This is a genomic window from Bacillus mesophilus (genome assembly GCF_011008845.1).
Classification (GTDB): domain Bacteria; phylum Bacillota; class Bacilli; order Bacillales; family SA4; genus Bacillus_BS; species Bacillus_BS mesophilus.
This window is the reverse complement of sequence record NZ_JAAIWM010000002.1, coordinates 596,342-618,472: the sequence shown is the minus strand read 5'-3', so window position 1 is coordinate 618,472 and position 22,131 is coordinate 596,342. Positions and strand designations below refer to the sequence as shown.

The following is a 22,131-nucleotide window of genomic DNA, read 5'->3' as shown; positions in this document are numbered from 1 at the left end:
CTAATAAGTGACACTTTATTAGGTTGTATTTTTAATGGAGAAGTGGTGATGTGTTATGAATAGAAAAATCGTAATGAATTTGCTTTCCTCTATGAAGAGAATCGCTATTTTAGAAAATGATAAACCTGTTGAATTTTATTTTACTCATCCACAGCTTCAGGATGTAAGTGGAAACATATATGCGGGACGAATTACAAAGGTACTTCCAGGGATGCAGGCAGTATTTGTTGATATTGGATTAGAACGAAATGGTTTTCTGCACCGAGATCAACTACTATCCTTTCATATAAATTCATTACCGCTCGATGAAAAAAGGAAAAAGAGTGTTAGTGAATTTGCACGCGAGGGTGAGTTAATCCTCGTTCAAGTTGAGAAGAATAGTGTAGGCAGTAAAGGCCCCAAGCTTACCAATATTATCGAACTATCAGGTCAATATATGGTTTACATTCCAAATGGTCAATATATTGCAGTTTCTAAAAAAATGGAATCAGAGGAAACTAGGGCACTCTGGAAAAATAGTATGCGAAATTCACTGACAGGTTTCGAAGGAGCTATTATTCGAACTGCAGCAGAAAAGGTAGACACGTCGACTATAACAGTAGAGCTAGAGAAGCTTAAGTTAGAATATGAAGAGCTATTAAAGATATATAAAACAACAAATAAACCAACATTGTTAAAGAGCGCTGCTAACCAATCTGATAAAATCGTACAAGAGGTAGGAATAGATCGGATTGATGAGATTATTGTGGATGACTTCCAAGCGTATCAAGAGCTACTACCTAGATTTGAAAAGGAAAATATTACATATTACAGAAACAGAGAAGGGATATTTTCTTATTATCATATCGAAGCAGAACTTGAGCGGTTGCAGAAAAAGGTTGTCTGGCTGTCTAATGGTGCATACCTAATTATTGAACATACTGAAGCGATGACGATTATTGATGTTAATACAGGAAAGTTTACAGGGAAAACTAACTTAAAGGACACTGTGTTAAATACAAATGAACAGGCAGCTCTAGAAATAGCAAGACAAGTTCGGTTACGTGACATTGGCGGTATTATTTTAGTTGACTTTATTGATATGAAAACAGATGTAGAGAAAAATAAAATTTTACAAGTGTTAAAAGCCGAGTTAGATCGAGATCGGACGAGAACCATCGTCTATGGTTTTACAAGACTTGGTGTGCTAGAAATGACAAGGAAACGAGTTAGGGAGAATGTCCTTCATCAGCAAACCGATACCTGTCAAGTGTGCGGAAATGGTCATGTCCAAGCCAAAGAGGCTTTAGCATATAAACTAGAGCGGGAATTATTAGAACTAAAGGGGCGAGATGACGACAGTATTTGGATTGAAGCAACAAAAGATATCATCGATCTATTCACAAAAAGTCCAATGTTACTTCAGGAACAAGTAGAGAAGTACCTTCAAATGAAGTTGATCTTTACAGAACTAGATTCACCTAAACCAAGCTATCAAATCCGTCATATTGGTTCGATGCAAGATATAACTAATAGACTGAAAGATATTGACTAGGTAATCGTCCTATGGTAACATTGATATGTTATTGTTTGTAGCGCACCCGTGCTACAACCGCACAGAACAGGTTAAAAATGACGGTTATATAACCGGAGTACCTGCGATGGCGAGTCTGGGTATATTAAGGAGGTGCAATTATGTACGCAATTATTGAAACTGGTGGTAAGCAAATCAAGGTTGAAGAAGGTCAAGCAGTATACATTGAAAAGTTAGCAGCTGACCAAGGTGAAACTGTTACATTTGATAAGGTTCTATTCGTTGGTGGTGACAATGTTAAAGTTGGTAGCCCGGTAGTAGAAGGAGCTTCTGTAACTGGTAAGGTTGAAAAGCAAGGTCGTGGAAAGAAGTTAACAATCTTCAAGTACAAGGCTAAGAAAAACCAACACCGTAAGCAAGGACATCGTCAACCTTACACTAAAGTTGTGATCGAAAAGATCAACGGGTAAGGACTACTTGTATGATTGAAATTAACATTACCCGTGCTTCTAATCAGCTACTTAAGTCGGTAACGATCTCAGGTCATGCTGAATATGATGAGCCCGGAAAAGATATTGTTTGTGCAGGGGTATCTGCCGTAACATTTGGTGCAGCAAACGCAGTTGAAGAGCTGTGTGGTATTGCACTTCATGTAGAGCAAGGAAAGAGTGGATTTCTTCGTTTCGTCATTCCAACAGGTATGGATGGGGACAAGCTAGAAAAAACTCATTTCTTGATGGAAGGTATGCTTGTCTCACTAAAGACAATAGAAGAATCCTATTCGGATTTTATAAAGATTACTACAAACTAGCTAAATAGGAGGTGGAAAGAATGTTAAGATTAGACCTTCAGTTTTTCGCATCTAAAAAGGGTGTAGGTTCAACTAAGAACGGACGTGACTCGATCTCTAAGCGTCTTGGTGCTAAGCGCGCTGACGGACAACACGTTTCTGGTGGTTCAATTCTTTACCGTCAACGCGGAACTAAGATTTACCCTGGTTTAAACGTTGGCCGTGGTGGTGATGATACACTATACGCTAAGGTTGATGGAGTGGTTAAGTTCGAACGCCTTGGCCGTGACCGTAAGCAAGTAAGTGTATACCCAGCAGCTCAAGAAGCGTAAAATATACTCTTTCATAAACTCTAGCCTTTGTAAGGTTAGAGTTTATTTTTGCTTAGGAAACTTTAACATTTCTCATTTGTGGATTACTTGGCATAGTGCATTGTAATCTAGCTCCAGCACCCAGCCCCTCGGAGGAAAAAGGAAAGAGCTTTTTCTTAGGTCAAATAACCCTTGGACAAATAAAAGGAAAAATCACCTTTTCTTTGTCCAAGGAACATTTGCTTGTCGGGGCTGAACGGGGTGCTTGCGCCTTTTGTTCTCTTCTTCTTAAAATGTTATAATAACTATGGAAAAAGATGGACGGGTATATAAAAATTTCTCCTGTTTAGTGAAAGGGGTGAGGCCATGAACGAGAAGGATTGGACTATAGTTGATATTTTGCGTCACTCTCGCCATGATTGGTTAAATAAGCTGCAGTTAATAAAAGGTAACTTAGCATTAGATCGAACAGATCGTGTTAAGGAAATTATCGAAGAAATTGTGATAGAGACACAAAATGAAGCGAAGTTAACAAATTTACAGCTTCCTCAGTTAGCAGGATATTTGCTCACTTATAATTGGGATTCTCATCATTTTTACTTAGAATTTGAGGTTTTAGGACATACATATAATCTTGAAAAATACGATGAACTAATCAAAGACTGGTGTGAGAAGTTTTTTACTGTCTTAGATCAATCTGTTAGAAATATTGGAGAGAATCATCTAAGTATTTCCATTCATCCAACGGAGACAGAAGTTCGTTTCTTTTTTGATTTTAGTGGAATAATAACGGATACTGGTTCATTATCTGAATGGCTGAAATCCTCTTATGGAGACGAAGCAATTCGAATTACCGAAGTGAATGTAAACGAGCAGGAACTTACCGTTGAACTGCAGGTTATATGCGATTGAAATAGGAATTACATTTCTTAGGCTGTGGCAAGTGCAACAATGAGTTATGAGTACTTAGAAAATAGACACATAAAAAAGAGTGGTGGTAAGATTTGTTTGTAGATCAGGTCAGAATATATGTTAAAGGCGGAGACGGTGGTAACGGTATAGTTGCCTATCGACGTGAAAAGTATATACCATTAGGTGGTCCTGCTGGTGGAGATGGTGGAAAAGGTGCCGATGTTATCTTCCAAGTTGAAGAGGGTTTACGGACGTTAATGGATTTCCGCTTCAAAAAGCACTTTAAGGCAAACCGTGGTGAGCATGGTATGTCAAAGAACCAGCACGGTAAAAACGCAGAACCTCTAATCGTAAAGGTTCCTCCGGGGACTGTTGTTATTGATGAAGATACCCAAAATGTTATTGCAGATTTAGTTCAGCATGGACAAAGAGCAGTAATTGCTAAGGGTGGTCGTGGTGGAAGAGGGAACTCACGATTTGCTTCCCCAACTAATCCAGCACCTGAAATCGCAGAAAATGGTGAACCAGGTCAGGAGCGAAACGTTACTCTAGAGCTTAAAGTGTTAGCAGACGTTGGTTTAGTCGGGTTCCCTAGTGTTGGGAAATCAACATTACTTTCAGTTGTATCTGCTGCAAAACCTAAGATTGGAGAATACCATTTTACAACGATTGTACCGAATTTGGGGGTTGTACAAACCGAAGATGGTAGAAGCTTTGTAATGGCCGATTTACCTGGTTTAATTGAGGGAGCTCACCAGGGGGTAGGGTTAGGGCATCAGTTCCTTCGTCATATTGAAAGAACGAGAGTCATCGTTCATGTGATTGATATGGCAGCAACAGAAGAGCGTGATCCTTATGAGGATTATGTGACAATTAATGCAGAATTAAAGGAATATAACTTGAGGTTAACGGAACGTCCTCAAATTATTGTAGCAAATAAAATGGACATGCCTGGAGCAGAAGAAAATTTACAGGCGTTTAAAGAGAAGCTTGATGAGGATATTCAGATTTTCCCTATTTCAGCTGTGACGAGAAAAGGTACAAAAGAACTGTTATTTGCAGTTGCAGATTTATTAGATCAGACTGAGGAGTTCCCTCTATATGTAGAAGAGGATACTACTGATACAAGAGTGGTCTATAAGCATGAAGCAGATCCAAGAAAGTTCTTTATTTCCCGTGCAGATGACGGAGCTTATGTTCTTACAGGTGCTGAAATAGAAAAGCTGTTTAAGATGACAGATTTCTCTCGTGACGAATCGATCAAGAGATTCGCAAGACAGTTACGAACTATGGGTGTTGATGACGAGCTCCGTGAAAGAGGAGCAAAGGATGGAGACACCATTAGACTACTGGAATTCGAGTTTGAATTTGTTGACTAAAATACTAATGAGAAAGGGCTGTCGTATCTTGACAGCTCTTTCTTAGCAATTAATAATTATATTGATAATTCTGAATAAAGCATAACATCAATTTTTTTGACAGGGGGAAACATAAGTGATTACGGTTGGTTTTCTAGGACCTAAGGCTACATTTACGGAATATGCGGTAAAAAGTATCTTTTCAGATCAAAACAGAATACCTTATGCTTCCATACATGGTTGTTTAGATGCTGTTAAAAATGGCGATGTTTCATTTGGTGTGGTTCCGATTGAAAACACAATCGAAGGATCGGTAACTAATACATTAGATTATTTAATACATGATCATCCGTTAACCATAGTGGGAGAAATAGTTGTTCCTATTCAGCAACATCTAATGGTCCATCCTGATCATGTGGAGCATCTACAAGAGGTGGAGACGATTTATTCACACCCCCATGCACTTGCACAATGTCGAAAGCATTTGGCTAATCATTATAAAAGCGCAGAACAAATTCAAACGTTATCAACTAGTGCAGCAGCCCAACTTATAGCGAATCATCCTAAACAAATATCGGCAGCAATTGCGAACGAACTTGCCGCAGAAGTTTACGGTCTATCAATTGTGGAGAGAGATATTCAGGACTATCAAAACAACCATACTAGATTTATCATTGTTACAAATGAACAAAGAAACTTCCCAGTGGAAAGCACTTCAAATGTTAAAACTACCCTAATCATCACACTTCCATTAGATCAAGCAGGAGCATTGCATCAGGTATTGTCTGCATTTGCGTGGCGGAAAATAAATTTAACAAAAATTGAGTCTCGTCCGATGAAAACTGGATTAGGTAATTATTTATTCATCATCGATATAGACCAAGCATTAGACCAAGTGCTAATTCCAGGAGCTATTGCAGAGCTACAGGCATTAGGATGTGGCGTGATCTCTTTAGGTAGCTATCCAATTTTTGAAGTAAAATAAATATCTGGCCAGTCAAGAAACGGCTATGAAAAATGAAAATGACGTGAATCATCACGTCATTTTTTTTACGCTTCAATTAAAAATCCCCGGTCCTTTAGTGACTGACAGGCATTCTTTATTTTTTCCATTGAATCCGCTTCGAGAGTATGAAGATGTAAACCGTCCGTTAGCTGTGATAGGAGTGGAGCATTTGTATGCTTAAGCTTAGCTAAAAACTGATCCACTTCGATTCGATTACTTACACGAACTGATGCGGACAAATCACCATAAACAGGGTGCTCAATTCTAACATCCTTTACAGATACACCATGGTCAACAATCATACATAGCTCTTCCTTTGTTTCAGCGGGTGTATGCTTACAAACAATGACCTCCTGAAATAATATCTGATCTTGTGAGGAGGTCAGATAAATATACCCTTCAGAGGTTGCTACAATCGGTTCATTTTTGGCTTTTAGCAGAGAGATATCCTGTACAATGACTTGTCTGCTGACATTAGAACGATCTGCTAAATCTGAACCAGTTAAGGGCGTCTCAGCTGTTTTTAACCATTGTAATAAAAGAGTTCTCCGTTCTTCACCCAAGAGCTTTTTTTTCATATTTGTCTCCCTAATTATTTTTGATAGGCTGTAATAATCTTACCTAATGTGTCGATTGTTTGATCAATATCGGTTGCAGTCGTCCATTTTCCGAAAGAAAGACGAATAAACTGTTTAGCAGTGGAGGCATCTTTTCCTATTGCCATCATAGTCTTTGATGGTGCTTGCTTTCCAACAGAGCAGGCACTGCCAGTCGAAATGGCTAGACCATGTCGATTACATTCGAGCATTGCATATTGTCCTTCCATTCCTCTAATCGATAAACCAAGTATATGAGGCAATGTACTAGTAGCATGCCCCTCTACTTCTATAGGAAGCTCTCTTTCAATAATACCCGACAAAAATTGTTTTCTGAGCATTTCTAACCGCTCTGTTTCAACCTTCATGTTTTCATGAATGAGCTGAGCTGCACTTAAAAAGCTAGCAATTCCAGGAACGTTTACTGTACCTGGACGGAATCCTTTTTCATGAGAGGTACCCTCAAAATATGGAGACCATTGATGCTTAGGATTTATATAACATGCTCCAACACCTTTTGGTCCGTAAAGCTTATGACTTGAAATGGATAAACTATCGATATAACTAGTTTCAACATTTATAGGCAGTTTTCCGAATGTCTGCACACAATCACTGTGAAATAAAATATTTTCGGCATGCAACAGTCTACCGATTTCTTCTATAGGCTGAATTGTCCCAATTTCTGAACTAGCGTGATGTATAGATGCTAGTAGGGTTGTTGGCTGAATTGCTTTTTTAAGTTCATCTAGGCTTACTTGTCCTTTTGAATTTACAGATAGGTAGGTTACAGAATATCCTTCTTTTTCTAATTGTTGAAAAAGGTTAAACACTGAAGAGTGCTCAATCTTCGTTGTAATAAGATGCTTCCCTTTTTTTGTTGAGCCCTGAAGTAAAGAGCGAATCGCAAGAATATTTGATTCCGATCCACCACTTGTAAAGAATACGCCTTGAGGTTGACCAGAAAATAACCTTGCTAATTCTTCTCGACAAGTTTCTAACAATGTTGATGCTTTTGTACCAATATCATGAAGGCTACTAGGATTTCCGTAAAAGTGCTTAGAAGCCTCAGTAAATGTTTGAATGGCTTCTTCCCTCATTGGAGTAGTTGCAGCATAGTCTAGATATATCACCATCATCATCCTTTTTCCTTTAATAACTCTCATTTAATTTGATGTATTCATAACCCTATCTAAAGGGATTGTATTTAGCTTTTTTAGAGTTTGTTTCTCTATCATACCAAAAAACTCAATATCGAGTCGGAAAAAAACTCTTGTCATTAGTTTAAATATATGTAAATATAGGTGTCAAGACAGAAGTAAACACTTGGCTGAATAGGAGGCATTTTTATGCCCAAATCAGATGTTGTGATTATTGGTAGTGGATTAGCTGCATTAGTTGCAGCAAACCGTCTATGTATGGAAAAGAATGTGATTATTTTCACAAAGTCATCAAAATATAATAGTAATTCAATGTTAGCTCAAGGCGGTGTCGCCGCTGCAATATCTAGTGATGATGACTGGAGTACACACTTTAACGATACAATTCTTGCTGGCTGTGGACATAATCTTGAAAGTGCAGTAAAAGCGCTTGTTCAAGAAGGCCCTCGCTATATGGAAGAACTAATACAACAAGGTATGCAATTTGATAAAGATGAAGCAGGTAGAATTAAGCTGGGGCAAGAAGGTGCGCATTCAATCCGAAGAATTTTACATGCAGGTGGAGATGCAACTGGAAAGGCTCTTGTCCAGTTTCTTTTGAAAAAGCTTTGTAATAAAGTACAAATTATCGAACATGAGCTTGCCATTGATCTTATTGTAAATGATGGTAGTTGTGTTGGAGTACAAACTCTTGATGAACATTCTCAGTTAACTTCTTATTACGCAAACCATGTAATCTTAGCTACTGGTGGTTGTGGTGGATTATATGAGCACTCCTCTAATGACCATAGTATCGTTGGCGATGGATACGCAATGGCTTACCGTGCTGGTGCAGATTTAATCGATATGGAATTTATCCAATTTCACCCTACTCTTTTATACGTAAATGGTCATTGTCCAGGTTTAATTTCAGAAGCCGTTAGAGGAGAAGGAGCAACCCTAGTAACTAAAAATGGACGTAAAATCATGGAAGGCCAGCATCCACTTCTTGATTTAGCTCCTAGAGACGTAGTAGCAAGAGTGATCTTTGAGGAAGTAAAAAAGGGTGAAAGTATTTTTTTAGATATAACCATGATTGAAAACTTTTCATCTCATTTTCCAACGATTACATCACTATGTAAGCGTAATGGAATTAGTCCTAGTGATGGTAAAATTCCGGTTGTTCCGGGAGCACATTTTATGATGGGCGGAATTAAGGTGGATTCATATAGTCAAAGCACAATTCCAGGTCTATTTGCTATAGGAGAGGTAGCCTGTACGGGGGTGCATGGTGCAAATCGCCTAGCGAGTAACTCCCTTCTTGAAGGAATAGTCTTTTCAAATCTGATGGCGGATTTCATTTTATCCCAAGCGACACGCCCTGTTTCTCAGAAAGCACTACGGGACGAACGTCCGACGGTACAATCAAAAAACCAACTTCCGACTAAGGAAGAAATTAAAGAAATGATGATGAAATCCGTGGGTATTGTCCGTAGCAAGCGTGAGCTAGAGGAGGTTGTGATGGTACTAGAACCGTATATTCAACTCAAGCCCAAGGAGCTACATTTTAATAAAGAAAAAATATGCTTACTAAATATGATAACGACTGCTTGGCTAATAGCGAGCTCGGCCTTACACCGTGAGGAGAGTCGTGGAGGTCACTATAGAGCTGATTTTCCAGATGTAAACAAAGTTTGGGATCATCGTACAATTACTAGAAATGCATTAGAACACGCCGTTGTAAATTAGGAGGAAACGATGAATATTATAAAATTACGTGAAGAATTGAAAAGGTTTTTAATTGAAGATATTGGCGAACAAGATCTTACAACATCATCCATATTTCCTCCTTCACAAATAGGAGAAGGTAAGGTTCTGGCAAAAGAGCCTGGAATTCTTGCGGGTGTGGATGTGATAAAAGAGTGTCTTCACTTATTTGATCCGACCATATCAGTCAACTTGTACAAAAAAGATGGAGAGGTTTTAGTACCAGGTGACATCATTGCGACAGTGAAGGGACCTATCGTTGCTTTACTCACAGGGGAAAGAATTATTTTAAACTTACTTCAAAGAATGAGTGGGATCGCTACCCTAACAGCGGCTGCAGTAAAAGCATTGGATAGTGATCATACGAAGATCTGTGATACTAGAAAGACAACTCCAGGTCTGCGTATGTTTGAAAAGTATGCTGTTAAATGTGGTGGTGGTTCTAATCATCGTTTTGGTTTATATGACGGAGTAATGATTAAGGACAATCATATCGCTTTTAGTGGTTCTATTACTAAAGCAGTTAACGCTGTAAGAGAAAACACCGGCCATATGATAAAGATTGAAGTTGAAACAGAATCCAGAGAAGCTGTATTAGAAGCGGTCGCAGCAGGCGCTGATGTCATTATGTTCGATAACCGTAAACCACCAGAGATAGCAGAATTTGTAGAGCTAGTTCCGAACCATATCGTAACGGAAGCATCAGGTGGTATTACGATTGATGCATTAAAGGATTATGGCCAAACAGGAGTAGATTATATCTCGCTTGGTTTGCTAACTCATTCATATAAGGCACTGGATATAAGCTTTGTTACAGGCTGGAAAAGTGAGGGGGAGAAGTAAATGAATATTTTAGAGGCATTAAAAACAACAGATCACCAGCTACCAGAAAAATATAAAACGATGTCCGTTGAGGAAATGGAAAATCGTGTTCGTGAAATTAAGCAAAAATTTGGTGAGAAGCTTTTTATTCCAGGTCATCACTATCAAAAAGACGAGGTCATACAGTTTGCAGATGCAACTGGTGACTCTTTACAGCTAGCCCAAGAATCGGCAGCTAATACATTAGCTGAATATATTGTATTTTGTGGTGTTCACTTTATGGCAGAAACAGCTGATATTTTAACAACCCCAGAACAAGTGGTTATTTTACCAGATATGCGTGCTGGCTGTTCTATGGCTGACATGGCAGACATTCATCAAACACAACGTGCATGGGAAAAGTTAATGAACCTTTTTGGTGATACGATCCTACCGCTTACCTATGTGAATTCTACTGCTGCCATTAAAGCATTTTGTGGATCATATGGGGGAGCAACGGTTACCTCTTCTAATGCAACGAGTATGGTAGCTTGGGCATTTACCCAGAAAGAGAGAATTCTCTTTTTACCTGACCAACATTTAGGCAGAAATACAGCATTTGATCTTGGTGTTCCACTTGACCAAATGGCGATTTGGGACCCAATTAAAGATGTACTCGAATATGATGGAAATATTGAAGATGTAAAGGTTATTTTATGGAAAGGTCACTGTTCCGTACATGAGAACTTTACAGTGCAGAATATTGCTACAGTTAGAGCAGAAAAACCTGATATGAACATTATTGTTCACCCAGAATGTAGCCGTGAAGTAGTCGCTTTATCTGATTACGCTGGTTCAACTAAATATATTATAGATACGATTGAAAAGGCAGAAGCAGGAAGCAAATGGGCAATCGGAACAGAAATGAATCTTGTTAAGAGAATTATCTCAAATCATCCTGACAAAGAAATTATTTCACTTAACCCGCATATGTGTCCCTGTCTAACGATGAATCGAATAGATTTACCACATCTTCTATGGTCATTGGAAACACTAGAAGCTGGAGAAGTGAAAAATCAAATAAAGGTAGAGAAATCTATTGCCGATAACGCTATTCTTGCATTAAATAGAATGCTGGAGCGTCCAAATTGAAGCTAGGTGCTAACCTAGCTTTTTTTGACGATCAAAAATCAAACTTCAACTGCCTTTTGAAATGACGTTGTTTTTGAAAATAAATTAGTAGAGTACGATGAAACGTTGATACGTATTCAAAATTATGGCTGTGTTAAAGAACAGTGTTAATTTTTTGCACTGTTGATTGTAGTGGAAGGACGCGAGTGAAGAGGTCAGCACATCCCGTGCAAGCGCGGGAGAGCGGGTCACGGGAGACCCAGCATGCGCGCATTTCGCCGAGGAGGCTCCCGAATTCGCCCGCGGAAAGCGAGTGTCCTGTAATGAAAATCAACAACAAAGTTTAAAACGTAGGCTAAATAATTGTTTTTCCTAAGCATTCAGGAGTATCATGTCCCGTCAAATGCCCTTGTATAACTGGGTTTTCTAGTTGTATGTCCTACTTTTCAAGTAGCATAATTTTTTATCTATGTGCATAAGTTGTGATGAGTAAGAGTGGCAATTAGGCGAATGCTGCATAGACTGATAAAGAATTTGCCATGGGAGGGATATATCGTGAAAATCCATATTGTTCAAAAGGGTGATACTCTTTGGAAGATTGCTCAAAAATACGGTGTTGATTTTGAAGAATTAAAGCAAGTAAATTCACAACTTAGTAATCCAGATATGATTATGCCCGGAATGAAAGTTAAGGTTCCTACAGCCGGGGTTCAAGTAAAGAAGGAAGCACCGATTACGAAAGAGGCACCAGTTTCACAGGCTAAAGAAACACCTATTAAAGAGGCACCTATTGCGCCAATAAAAGAAGAAGTGGTTCATCCATTTAAAGATCTATCTCCGGCTCCTAAGCCCGTTGTGAAGGAGACGCCGGTTAAGCCAGAGGTAATGAAAGAAATGCCGAAAATGCCTTATGCACCAAAGCTACCTCAATTGCCTCAACTTGAGATGGATATTAATAATTATAATATAAATATGGCTTATCAAAATGCACCAACTTATATTCCGCAACAGCCACCAACAGCTGTTTCACCTGCGGTTGATGAAGCGGATGAGCCAGTTGTTCCAACTGCGCCAGGTCCAGAACTTCCTCCACAACAAGCACCTTATCAGGGAGGATACTGTATACCAATAACAGGTATTAATCCCGGATACGGTTTTAACTTTCATCCATATGGGCCTGCACCAGGTGGAGCACCAGGACCTGCACCATTTTTTGGTCAACCAGGATATCCACAACCGGGCTATCCAACAGCCGTTGCAGGAGTTGATACTGATTTAGATGATATGCCAGAAATGCCAATGTTTCCTGGAGGACAGCCAGGCTTTCCACAGCCTCACTTCCAACAACCTGGTTTCAGTGGCTACCCTGCACCAGGCTTCCAGGAAGGATTCCAACCAGGATTTCAGGCAGGCGCACAACCAGGATTCCAGCAAGGATTCCAACCAGGAGTTCAACCAGGATTCCAGCAAGGATTCCAACCAGGAGTTCAACCAGGATTCCAACCAGGATTCCAGCCAGGCGCTCAACCAGGGTTTCAGCAAGGATTCCAGCAAGGATTCCAGCAAGGAGCTCAACCAGGCTTCTCAGGTTTTCCTGTTGGTGAGGATGTAGATTTTGATGGAGTACCTGAAGGTGGATTTAGAGAACCAGGATTTCCAGGGATGCAACCGGGATTTGGCGTTCCAGGTTTTCCAGGTTTCACACCAGGCTACGGAGTTCCCCGCGCATGGGAAGCAGAAGCTCCGGATTTTGAAGCTGACCTAGATCAAGAAACAGTAAGACCAGGTTATGGTATTCCAGGTTATCCAGGTTATCCAGGAACACCAGGTTACCAAGTAGCACCAGGTTATGGAGCACCAGGATTCCAAGCAGGAGCCCCGGGGTATCCAGTAGCACCTCAACAGGGGTACGGCACGCCAGGTTTTCCAATGGCACCTCAACCAGGGTTTGGAGCAGCACCAGGTTACCCAGCAGCACCTCAGCAAGGTTTTCCAGGAGTACCGGGTTATCCAACAGCACAACCAGGATTTCCGACACAAGGGCCATTAGGTATGCCAGATTTTGATGATGATGACGATTTTAATCTATAATAGTAAGGGGACGATTCTTTTGAATCGTCCTTTTTATGTTCTAGAATTTAATATGTTCAGCATAATACAGTAATCTTAGAGAAATGCCCCGTAGCTCTTTTGTTATATAGTGTAAACAAAAAAAATAAATACTAGATGAAGTTCTTTTAGAAAAATTATTTCTTATGGTAAGATATGAGAAAGTTGAATTTGGAAAGGAAGACAAACATGGAAGAAAAAATTGAAAAGCTTGTTCGATGGTTACAAGAGAAAGTGAACGGTGCTGGATTAAATGGAGCAATCGTTGGCATTAGCGGCGGGATTGATTCTGCAGTTGTTACTCATCTTATTAAACGAGCTTTCCCGAACCAATCTCTAGGATTGATTATGCCATGTAAGAGTAACCCTAATGATCAAGAGGATGCACTGAGGGTAGTCAATAGTAGTGGAATAGATCATTTATTAATTGATTTAACATCTACACACGAAACTTTATTCTCTGAATTAGAACAGCAGTTAAAACAAAAGGAACAATGGAATGAGAAAGCAGCTAAGCTTGGGGACGCTAATACTAGAGCTCGCCTTCGCATGACTACTCTATATGCTGTTGCTAATAATTTCGGTTATTTAGTCGTAGGAACGGATAATGCAGCAGAATGGCATACTGGTTATTTTACAAAGTACGGAGATGGTGGTGTTGATTTAGTTCCACTAGTCCACTTTACTAAGGGTGAAGTTAGAGAATTGGCGATTGCTCTAGGTGTTCCAGAAGAGGTTGTAAACAAGGCACCAAGTGCGGGGCTTTGGGAAGGTCAAACAGATGAAAATGAAATGGGCACCACTTATAATATGATTGATAAATATTTAAGAGGTGAAGACATACCAGAGGAAGACAGAAGAATAATTGAAAAATTACATAACCAGTCACATCATAAACGTGAATTAGCTGCTGCTCCTCCCAAGTTTTAACGTAATGTGGAAGTAGTTCGCGTAACTGCCGATATATAACAGATTAATTCCCCCCTCAAACTGCCAAGATAGTAAGGAGTGTTTAAACACTCATAACGATCTATCATAACTGTGGGGGGTATTTGCGTTGAATAAAAAAATCTTGTATACACTGTCAACCGCTTTCTTATTAAGTGGTCTTACTGCTTGTAATAACAATGCAGATGAAGGTGCCATGGGTGGAAATGGCATGAGACAAGTAGGGTATTACTCAGATGAAAATAATGCAAATGACAATAACACAGGTAATGCAATATTACCAGAGCGTGATAATGATGGACCTGTAACAGAAATGCTAGATCGTGCAGGAGATAACAATAACAATAGAGGTAACAATGTTCGTGGGGTTAATAACAATACAAGAAACACCAATCGTGCAGGTTATAATGATAGAGCCACTGGAAACGATGTTAATTACCGTGGAAACATCGGGACAAGAGATGATGGATTTATTGATCAGCAAAACGATGGTGGACGTAAGAATGTCAGAAATGAGTTCAACGATAACGACGGTCTTACAGGTATTCGCTATGACAACAGAACACTACAAGATTATGGCGATAACAAAGGGGTTAATAACCCTACAAGACCAAATGCAGCAAACGATAACGGCTTAGCACGTGATAATCGTTTTGCACGTACTGACTATAACTATCATGGTCAAATGGCAGGGAGAGACAACAACGCACGTTCTTCCTATGATCATAACTACAATGGTCGTTTAGCGGAGGATATTTCTAACCGTGTACAACGTGTGAAAAATGTTGATGACGTTAGAACGATTGTTAGTGGAGACGATGTATTAGTTGCAATCGACACAAATGATCGTAATGATGCAACAGTTAAGGAAGAAGTGCGTGATGCCATTCGTTCTGTAACCGCTGGGAAAGATGTGAGAGTGGTAACGGATGAAAGCATTTTTACAAGAGCACGCAATATTGATAATGAGTTAAGAGATGGTGGACCAACTGGAGATTTAGATGAGGACGTTCGTGATATGTTTCAAGAGCTTGGAGAAGAGATTGATGATGCCATTCGAACTCCTTTCCGTGACACAAAATAAATAGAAGTATCTGGTGTTTCATTTTGTAGAGTAGGTTTTTACCTACTCTTTTTTTTGAGAACTATTTGTTAGGTTCATTTATGAACTTTTTCCAAGCATCATAAAAAATTTTAGCATCACCATGAAGCCAGTTTTGAGCTGCCTTTTTTTCAAAGAGCTCTATATTTGCGTGATAAATCCGCTTAGCAAAAGATAAGTTGGTATCTCTTATATACTGGTTAAATAAATTTAAGGTCTTTTTTTCCGAAAATGTTAAAGCTTCAAAAGATCCATCCTCTTTTTCAGCCTTTATAATCATAACAAATTCTTTAGCATTTTTATTTAATAGCGTATATGTTTTAGATTCTGTGAGGCGATCCCATTCTTTATATATAATTTCACGAGCTTTTGTGTATCTTGATTCATCACACATTTTGTTAACTAATATAATAACGCTTTCAATCTTCATATAACACCTCGTTAATGCGACTCTGACAACTTAATTATTATGGGAGAAGCAAGGTATAGTCAATATAAATTTGTTGTAAGAAAGAAAAAGCAAATATACTGGATATAATTTCATCGTCTGGATAGACTAAACTACTGTTTACCTATATTTAGTAGTATCAACTTGTAAAAGAGGTGTATACAATGAAAGTCAAAAATCAGTATACAAAAATCCTCTGGTTAGGACTTATTCTTTTTAGTCTAACAGGGATTCTAATCACGTCAGCAGAAGAGCAGCCCACTGTTAAGTCAAATGAACAAGAAGCTCAGATGGTCACAGGACCACTAACCGTTACGGTTATTTTGGAGCGAGTATACTTAGATGGAGAAGTTAGTGAAGAAATTATTGAAGAAACAATTTGGTCAATGGAGGATTTCTGGGCTGCATATGATTCTTGGCAGCTTATCGATCAGGACGAGCAACTAATTGTTTTTCAAAAACAAATAGATGATATTTCACCGTTACTAAAAGCAAATGGATATTTTGGATTAACGAGCAATGGAACCCTGACCATTTTTAATGGGAAGCCAGATGCCGAAAATGTTATACAATCATTTTTTCAAATTGATGTTAGTAAACTTGAAAGTAGAAAACATGAAGAATTAAAAAAAGGAATACCAATTCGTTCTAAGGACAATTATGTAGAAGTTTTAGAGGTATTTAAGCCTTTTTCTATGTCTCCTTAAGGTAACAAGGTGAACCACAGCGGTTCGCCTTATTTTATGTTAAGTTTCTCTCCTTACTTTAAGTATAATTTTCTTTTATTTACAGTTTATCAAGGAGGAGCCGAGAGCTTGCGGCTTTTATACAAATAATAAGAAATTATAGTTATTAGTGTTATTCATAAAACGATATATCTGTAGTAATCTAGCTCCAGCGCCCAGCCAAGATGAAATTGCAACGATCTTTGCAATTTCATCTTACCTCGAGGGAAAAAGAAACAACACTTTTTCCTTGGTCAAATAACCCTTGAAGAGTAAAAGGGAAAGGTCGCCCTTTTTCTCTTCAAGGAACATTTGCTTGTCGGGGCTAAACCGGGCGCTTGCGCTTTTTATACTGTTGTAGCATTATTTTTATGCTAAAATATAAACAGCCTATTTAAGGGAGAGAGAAAGTTGATTGAGTTTATAAAGGGACAAATTGTTGACGTAAATCCAGAGTATATAGTTATTGATCATCAAGGAATGGGTTACTTAATACATACTCCCAATCCATATATATACGAGCAAAATCAAGAAACGATTATCTTTACATATCAGCATGTCAGAGAGGACATTTTAGCATTATACGGATTTCCTACTCGAAAAGATCGTTCGCTATTTATGAAGCTTTTAAATGTTACGGGTATTGGACCAAGAGGAGCGCTTGCCATTTTGGCATTTGGAAGACCAGAACAAGTGGTATCCGCGATTGAAGACGAAGATGAGGCTTTCTTAGTCAAATTCCCAGGAGTTGGAAAGAAAACCGCTAGACAAATTATTCTTGATTTAAAAGGAAAGGTATCTGATGTAATGGATACAAGTGTTGCCCAGAATGCTACTTCAGTTCAGAGAGGCAATCGAGAATCAAATATCGCACTTGAGGAAGCACTTGAAGCATTAAAGGTACTGGGCTATGCTGACCGTGAAATAAAGAAGGTTGTTCCTCATTTAGAAAAGGAAAACATGACTACCGACCAATACATAAAAGTAGCATTACTTCAGTTAGTTCAAGGTAAATAATAAGGAGGGGAAACTAATTTGGATGAACGTCTAGTTTCAGTAGAAGCAGTGTTTGAAGAAGAGTCCCTTGATCAAACACTCCGACCACAACTTCTTGAACACTATATTGGCCAGACAAAGGTAAAGGAAAATTTAAAAATTTTTATTGAAGCTGCAAAAATGAGAAATGAAACGTTGGACCATGTGCTTTTATATGGACCGCCTGGCCTTGGAAAAACAACATTAGCCACTATTATCGCAAATGAAATGGGTGTCCAAATCAGAACAACTTCCGGCCCTGCTATTGAACGTCCTGGAGATTTAGCAGCCATCTTAACAGCATTAGAGCCTGGTGATGTCCTCTTTATTGATGAAATTCATCGACTTCAACGTACGATAGAAGAAGTGCTTTACCCAGCTATGGAGGATTTTTGCATAGATATTGTGATCGGAAAAGGTCCAACTGCCCGGTCTGTACGAATTGACTTGCCTCCTTTTACCCTTGTTGGAGCTACAACAAGAGCAGGTGCATTATCAGCTCCTCTTCGTGACAGGTTTGGTGTGTTAAGCCGATTAGAATATTATAATGAGGAACAATTAGCTGACATTGTAGAACGTGCTGCTTCAATCCTTGAAGTAGAAATTGTAAAAGAAGCAACAATTGAGATCGCGAGAAGATCTAGAGGAACTCCTAGAATAGCAAACAGGTTACTAAGGAGAGTTCGTGATTTTGCACAGGTTAGAGGAAACGGTGTCATTCATAAAGATATTGCCAGTGAGGCATTGGAGATGCTTCAGGTAGATAGATTAGGATTAGATCATATTGACCATAAATTAATAATAGGAATTATTGAGAAGTTTCGGGGTGGACCAGTGGGACTTGATACGGTTGCTGCAACAATTGGCGAAGAATCGCACACAATAGAGGATGTATACGAACCCTACTTACTGCAAATAGGTTTTTTACAAAGAACTCCTAGGGGAAGAATCGTTACTGAACTTGCCTATCGCCATTTCAAGTTGGAGGTGCCAAAGTAATGGAGATGCCCAAGCTATTAATGATAGCAGGACTTGTTTTATTACTGGTGGGAATGGCGTGGCAGTTTATTGGTAGACTACCCGGAGACTTCGTGTTTAAAAAAGGAAATGTAACCTTTTATTTTCCAATCGTGACCTCGATTATTGTTAGTGTTGTATTATCGGTTATTTTTTATTTTATTGGTCGATTTAGATAGTAAATCATTTAAAGAAAAGGTGAATATAATTGAAAGTTGATTTATTTGATTTTGAGCTTCCTGAGGAGCTTATTGCGCAGACACCCTTATTAGACCGTGAAGCATCAAGACTGATGGTACTTGATAAAAATACGGGTGAGATTCAACATGAACAAACCTTTCGTTCCATTCTTTCCTACTTAAAAGAGGGCGATTGTCTTGTGCTAAATGATACAAGGGTACTACCTGCGAGATTATATGGTGTAAAGCAGGAAACGGGGGCAAAGGTAGAAGTTCTTCTTCTCAAGCAGTTAGAAGGGGATCAGTGGGAAACATTAGTGAAGCCTGCCAAGCGCGTTTCTAAAGGAACGGTCATTACTTTTGGTGATGGAAAGCTTAAAGCCACTTGTGTCGGGACAAGCGAATACGGTGGTCGTATATTTACATTCACGTATGAAGGAATCTTTTATGAGGTACTTGAACAGCTAGGAGAGATGCCTCTACCGCCATATATACAAGAACAGCTCGGTGATCAAGAACGATACCAAACCGTGTTTTCTCGTGAAATGGGGTCTGCTGCTGCTCCAACTGCTGGTTTGCATTTTACTGAACAACTTTTAGAAGATTTACGAGAAAAGGGTGTACATACAGCTTTTATTACTTTACATGTAGGGTTAGGAACGTTTAGGCCAGTTACAGCAGAGTCAATTGATGAGCATGATATGCATGCTGAATTTTATCAAATGACAGAAGGAACGGCGCGATTATTAAACGATGTGCGTGAAAAAGGCGGTCGTATTATTACCGTAGGTACCACTTCAACAAGAACACTAGAAACCATTGCTACAGAAAATGACGGTAAGTTTGTTGAAGCCTCTGGATGGACAAGCATATTTATTTTTCCAGGTTATCAGTTTAAAGGTATTGACGGGATGATTACAAACTTTCATTTACCTAAATCTACGTTAATTATGCTGATTAGTGCCTTAGCTGGAAGGGAGAATGTTCTTCATGCTTATAATGAGGCAGTAAAAGAAAAATACAGATTCTTTAGCTTTGGAGATGCTATGTTAATTATTGAAGGGAGTAAGCAACTATGACAGCCATCAGATATGAATTAATAAAAACATGTAAACAAACAGGTGCCCGCCTAGGAAAAGTTCATACTCCACATGGCTCATTTGATACCCCGGCATTTATGCCAGTAGGAACACTAGCTACTGTTAAAACGATGTCCCCAGAGGATCTAGTAGAAATGGGTGCAGGTATCATTCTTAGTAACACCTATCATTTATGGTTAAGACCTGGCCATGAGATTATAAGGGAGGCTGGCGGCCTTCATAAATTTATGAATTGGGACCGTGCTATTCTAACTGATTCTGGTGGATTTCAGGTGTTCAGTTTAAGTGATCTTCGAAAAATCGAAGAAGAAGGTGTTCATTTTAGAAATCACTTAAGTGGTGAAAAACTTTTCCTATCTCCTGAGGGGGCCATGGAAATTCAAAACGCCTTGGGATCAGATATAATGATGGCCTTTGATGAATGTCCTCCATACCCAGCTGAATATGACTATATGAAAAAATCAGTAGAACGTACGAGTAGATGGGCAGAAAGATGTTTGACGGCTCATCAGCGTCCAAATGATCAAGGTTTATTTGGGATTATCCAAGGGGGAGAATATGAGGAACTAAGAAAGCAAAGTGCACAAGATTTAGTTTCTTTAGACTTCCCAGGCTATGCAATTGGTGGTCTATCAGTTGGAGAACCTAAGGATGTCATGAATCGTGTTCTTGAATTTACTACACCACTCATGCCAAGTAATAAGCCGAGATATCTAATGGGAGTTGGCTCACCGGACTCTCTAATTGATGGTGCCTTAAGAGGAATTGACATGTTTGACTGTGTGCTTCCGACAAGAATTGCCCGTAATGGTACATGTATGACGAGTGAAGGGCGCTTAGTTGTTCGAAATGCTAAGTATGAGAAGGATTTTGGTCCTATTGATCCTAATTGTGATTGCTATACGTGCAAAAATTATTCACGAGCTTACATTCGTCACCTTATAAAATGTAGTGAAACATTTGGGATGAGATTAACGACTTACCATAACCTTCATTTTCTGTTAAAATTAATGGAGCAGGTTAGACAAGCAATCCGGGAAGATCGATTAGGTGATTTTAGAGAAGAGTTTTTTGAGGCATACGGATTTAATAAACCAAATGCAAAAAATTTCTAGTCATGAGCTTGGCCTACTTAGAGTATAAAATAGAAAGGGGTGAAAATTTATATGGAAATGTTAACTTCAATTGGTCCACTTATACTGATGTTTGCAATCTTTTATTTCTTGTTAATTCGTCCTCAACAGAAAAAGCAAAAGGCAGTAAGACAAATGCAAGCTGATCTGAAAAAAGGCGATAAGATTGTAACGATTGGTGGTTTACATGGTATTGTAGACAGCATTGATGAAGCTACAATCGTTATTAAGGTAACTGATGGTTCTAGACTAGCATTTGATCGTGCAGCAGTACGTGATGTAGTTCAGGGCTAATATAAAAAAGAGCGGAATCCCCGCTCTTTTTTCATTTTCTTGGAAATTATAAAGTTTTTCGTTTGTGTATAACTATTGCTAGTAGATAGTAATCCGGCTCCAGCGCCCAGCCCCTCGAGGGAAAAAGGAAGTACACTTTTTCCTAGGTCAAATAAACCTTGAAGAGTAAAGGGAAAAATCACCCTTTTTCTCTTCAAGGAACATTTGCATGTCGGAGGCCTGCAGGATGCAGGTCAGGCAGGCGTCGCAACAGGACGTTGCGCACTTAGCCTGCCATCATCTGCCGAGGCGCTTGCGCCTTTTATTCTTATGAAGATGTAGTTTTACCACCAGCAATGTTAACACCTAAAATTCCACCAAATACTGCGGTTGCTAAGTAACCTAAGTGATAAAATGTTTGTTCAATAGAGAAGCCTGCTTCTTTTCCTAAGAATTGATATAAGAGAACAATGCAGGTAAACAGAATAGCTGTTGCTCCTCCCATCATCCATCCTTTTTCCTTTCCTTTACCTCCTGAGATAAATCCACCAGCAAATAAAGCGAAGAATGATAAAGTCATAATTAACCATTGTAACGAGGTTTCCTGTAGATCAGTGAATCTTAAAAGAAGTGAAAAAATCAAGCTACAAGTAAGAATAATCACAAGAACTGTTAACACACCAAACATGACTGCAGAGACCATATTTCTTGCATCCATCTTGCTTCTCTCCTCCCGAAAGT

24 protein-coding genes and 1 other annotated feature are annotated in these 22,131 nt (G+C 39.0%); of the genes, 20 read left to right on the top strand and 4 right to left on the bottom strand.

All coding sequences use genetic code 11. The features are described from left to right. The first annotated feature begins 55 nt into the window (after positions 1-55). The 7 genes from G4D63_RS08595 (at position 56) to pheA (ending at position 5,869) form a co-directional block, all read left to right on the top strand. Positions 56-1,534: an Rne/Rng family ribonuclease gene (locus G4D63_RS08595; protein WP_163179215.1), complete on the top strand. Its 1,479-nt coding sequence runs from the start codon at positions 56-58 to the stop codon at positions 1,532-1,534. A gap of 45 nt (positions 1,535-1,579) precedes the next feature. Beyond that, positions 1,580-1,661: a sequence feature (ribosomal protein L21 leader region), on the top strand. 13 nt (positions 1,662-1,674) lie between these two features. Further along, on the top strand, positions 1,675-1,983 hold the full coding sequence (rplU, locus tag G4D63_RS08590; RefSeq protein ID WP_163179214.1) for a 50S ribosomal protein L21: 309 nt from the start codon (positions 1,675-1,677) through the stop codon (positions 1,981-1,983). 11 nt (positions 1,984-1,994) lie between these two features. Continuing rightward, a complete protein-coding gene (locus G4D63_RS08585) occupies positions 1,995-2,324 on the top strand; it encodes a ribosomal-processing cysteine protease Prp (RefSeq protein ID WP_163179213.1) in 330 nt (109 codons plus the stop codon). A gap of 20 nt (positions 2,325-2,344) precedes the next feature. Further along, complete coding sequence (gene rpmA / locus G4D63_RS08580) at positions 2,345-2,635, top strand: 50S ribosomal protein L27 (protein WP_163179212.1); 291 nt, start codon at positions 2,345-2,347, stop codon at positions 2,633-2,635. Positions 2,636-2,980: 345 nt separating this feature from the next. After that, positions 2,981-3,526 carry a sporulation initiation phosphotransferase B gene (locus G4D63_RS08575; RefSeq protein WP_163179211.1) on the top strand — a complete coding sequence of 182 codons (546 nt, stop codon included), beginning with the start codon at positions 2,981-2,983 and terminating at the stop codon, positions 3,524-3,526. A 92-nt stretch (positions 3,527-3,618) separates the two neighbouring features. Next, the gene (gene obgE, locus G4D63_RS08570; RefSeq protein WP_163179210.1) at positions 3,619-4,905 is read left to right on the top strand and encodes a GTPase ObgE; all 1,287 of its coding nucleotides are present in this window, start codon (positions 3,619-3,621) and stop codon (positions 4,903-4,905) included. A gap of 118 nt (positions 4,906-5,023) precedes the next feature. After that, positions 5,024-5,869 (top strand): prephenate dehydratase, encoded by an 846-nt coding sequence (gene pheA, locus G4D63_RS08565; protein ID WP_163179488.1) that lies wholly within the window; start codon positions 5,024-5,026, stop codon positions 5,867-5,869. 65 nt (positions 5,870-5,934) lie between these two features. On the opposite strand, the gene G4D63_RS08560 is transcribed toward pheA, so the two are convergent. Together G4D63_RS08560 and G4D63_RS08555 are read right to left on the bottom strand one after the other, a co-directional pair. Further along, the gene (locus tag G4D63_RS08560; RefSeq protein WP_163179209.1) at positions 5,935-6,468 is read right to left on the bottom strand and encodes a transcription repressor NadR; all 534 of its coding nucleotides are present in this window, start codon (positions 6,466-6,468) and stop codon (positions 5,935-5,937) included. A gap of 14 nt (positions 6,469-6,482) precedes the next feature. Next, a complete protein-coding gene (locus G4D63_RS08555; protein WP_163179487.1) occupies positions 6,483-7,619 on the bottom strand; it encodes an IscS subfamily cysteine desulfurase in 1,137 nt (378 codons plus the stop codon). Positions 7,620-7,832: 213 nt separating this feature from the next. Here G4D63_RS08555 and nadB point away from each other — a divergent pair, with 213 nt between their 5' ends. The 6 genes from nadB to G4D63_RS08525 all read left to right on the top strand — a co-directional run bounded on the left by nadB (position 7,833) and on the right by G4D63_RS08525 (position 15,462). Further along, positions 7,833-9,371, top strand: coding sequence for an L-aspartate oxidase (gene nadB, locus G4D63_RS08550; protein WP_204559039.1), 1,539 nt, complete (start codon positions 7,833-7,835; stop codon positions 9,369-9,371). Positions 9,372-9,380: 9 nt separating this feature from the next. Next, the gene (nadC, locus tag G4D63_RS08545) at positions 9,381-10,232 is read left to right on the top strand and encodes a carboxylating nicotinate-nucleotide diphosphorylase (protein WP_163179208.1); all 852 of its coding nucleotides are present in this window, start codon (positions 9,381-9,383) and stop codon (positions 10,230-10,232) included. Further along, positions 10,233-11,342: a quinolinate synthase NadA gene (gene nadA / locus G4D63_RS08540; RefSeq protein WP_163179207.1), complete on the top strand. Its 1,110-nt coding sequence runs from the start codon at positions 10,233-10,235 to the stop codon at positions 11,340-11,342. Between the two features lie 534 nt (positions 11,343-11,876). Next, entirely contained in the window at positions 11,877-13,412 is a 1,536-nt protein-coding gene (gene safA, locus G4D63_RS21740) for a SafA/ExsA family spore coat assembly protein (protein WP_338023900.1), read from the top strand. A gap of 207 nt (positions 13,413-13,619) precedes the next feature. Next, positions 13,620-14,360, top strand: coding sequence for an NAD(+) synthase (gene nadE / locus G4D63_RS08530; RefSeq protein ID WP_163179206.1), 741 nt, complete (start codon positions 13,620-13,622; stop codon positions 14,358-14,360). A gap of 127 nt (positions 14,361-14,487) precedes the next feature. After that, positions 14,488-15,462 carry a YhcN/YlaJ family sporulation lipoprotein gene (locus G4D63_RS08525; RefSeq protein ID WP_163179205.1) on the top strand — a complete coding sequence of 325 codons (975 nt, stop codon included), beginning with the start codon at positions 14,488-14,490 and terminating at the stop codon, positions 15,460-15,462. A 61-nt stretch (positions 15,463-15,523) separates the two neighbouring features. Here G4D63_RS08525 and G4D63_RS08520 read toward each other — a convergent pair whose 3' ends face one another. Then, entirely contained in the window at positions 15,524-15,910 is a 387-nt protein-coding gene (locus tag G4D63_RS08520) for a hypothetical protein (RefSeq protein WP_163179204.1), read from the bottom strand. A gap of 182 nt (positions 15,911-16,092) precedes the next feature. Here G4D63_RS08520 and G4D63_RS08515 point away from each other — a divergent pair, with 182 nt between their 5' ends. The 7 genes from G4D63_RS08515 to yajC all read left to right on the top strand — a co-directional run bounded on the left by G4D63_RS08515 (position 16,093) and on the right by yajC (position 21,411). After that, entirely contained in the window at positions 16,093-16,635 is a 543-nt protein-coding gene (locus tag G4D63_RS08515) for an intercompartmental signaling factor BofC (protein ID WP_163179203.1), read from the top strand. Positions 16,636-17,064: 429 nt separating this feature from the next. Continuing rightward, positions 17,065-17,670 (top strand): Holliday junction branch migration protein RuvA, encoded by a 606-nt coding sequence (gene ruvA / locus G4D63_RS08510; protein WP_163179202.1) that lies wholly within the window; start codon positions 17,065-17,067, stop codon positions 17,668-17,670. 18 nt (positions 17,671-17,688) lie between these two features. Further along, positions 17,689-18,687: a Holliday junction branch migration DNA helicase RuvB gene (ruvB, locus tag G4D63_RS08505; protein WP_163179201.1), complete on the top strand. Its 999-nt coding sequence runs from the start codon at positions 17,689-17,691 to the stop codon at positions 18,685-18,687. A 5-nt stretch (positions 18,688-18,692) separates the two neighbouring features. Next, a complete protein-coding gene (locus G4D63_RS08500; protein ID WP_163179485.1) occupies positions 18,693-18,884 on the top strand; it encodes a DUF2905 domain-containing protein in 192 nt (63 codons plus the stop codon). A gap of 29 nt (positions 18,885-18,913) precedes the next feature. Continuing rightward, positions 18,914-19,963: a tRNA preQ1(34) S-adenosylmethionine ribosyltransferase-isomerase QueA gene (gene queA / locus G4D63_RS08495; protein ID WP_163179200.1), complete on the top strand. Its 1,050-nt coding sequence runs from the start codon at positions 18,914-18,916 to the stop codon at positions 19,961-19,963. Next, complete coding sequence (gene tgt / locus G4D63_RS08490; RefSeq protein ID WP_163179199.1) at positions 19,960-21,099, top strand: tRNA guanosine(34) transglycosylase Tgt; 1,140 nt, start codon at positions 19,960-19,962, stop codon at positions 21,097-21,099. The genes queA and tgt overlap by 4 nt, the downstream gene beginning before the upstream one ends. Positions 21,100-21,150: 51 nt before the next feature. Beyond that, the gene (gene yajC, locus G4D63_RS08485; RefSeq protein ID WP_163179198.1) at positions 21,151-21,411 is read left to right on the top strand and encodes a preprotein translocase subunit YajC; all 261 of its coding nucleotides are present in this window, start codon (positions 21,151-21,153) and stop codon (positions 21,409-21,411) included. Positions 21,412-21,718: 307 nt separating this feature from the next. Here the strand turns inward: yajC and G4D63_RS08480 are convergent, their stop codons facing one another. Then, a complete protein-coding gene (locus G4D63_RS08480) occupies positions 21,719-22,108 on the bottom strand; it encodes a TIGR04086 family membrane protein (RefSeq protein ID WP_239585903.1) in 390 nt (129 codons plus the stop codon). Between the last annotated feature and the right edge of the window lie 23 nt (positions 22,109-22,131).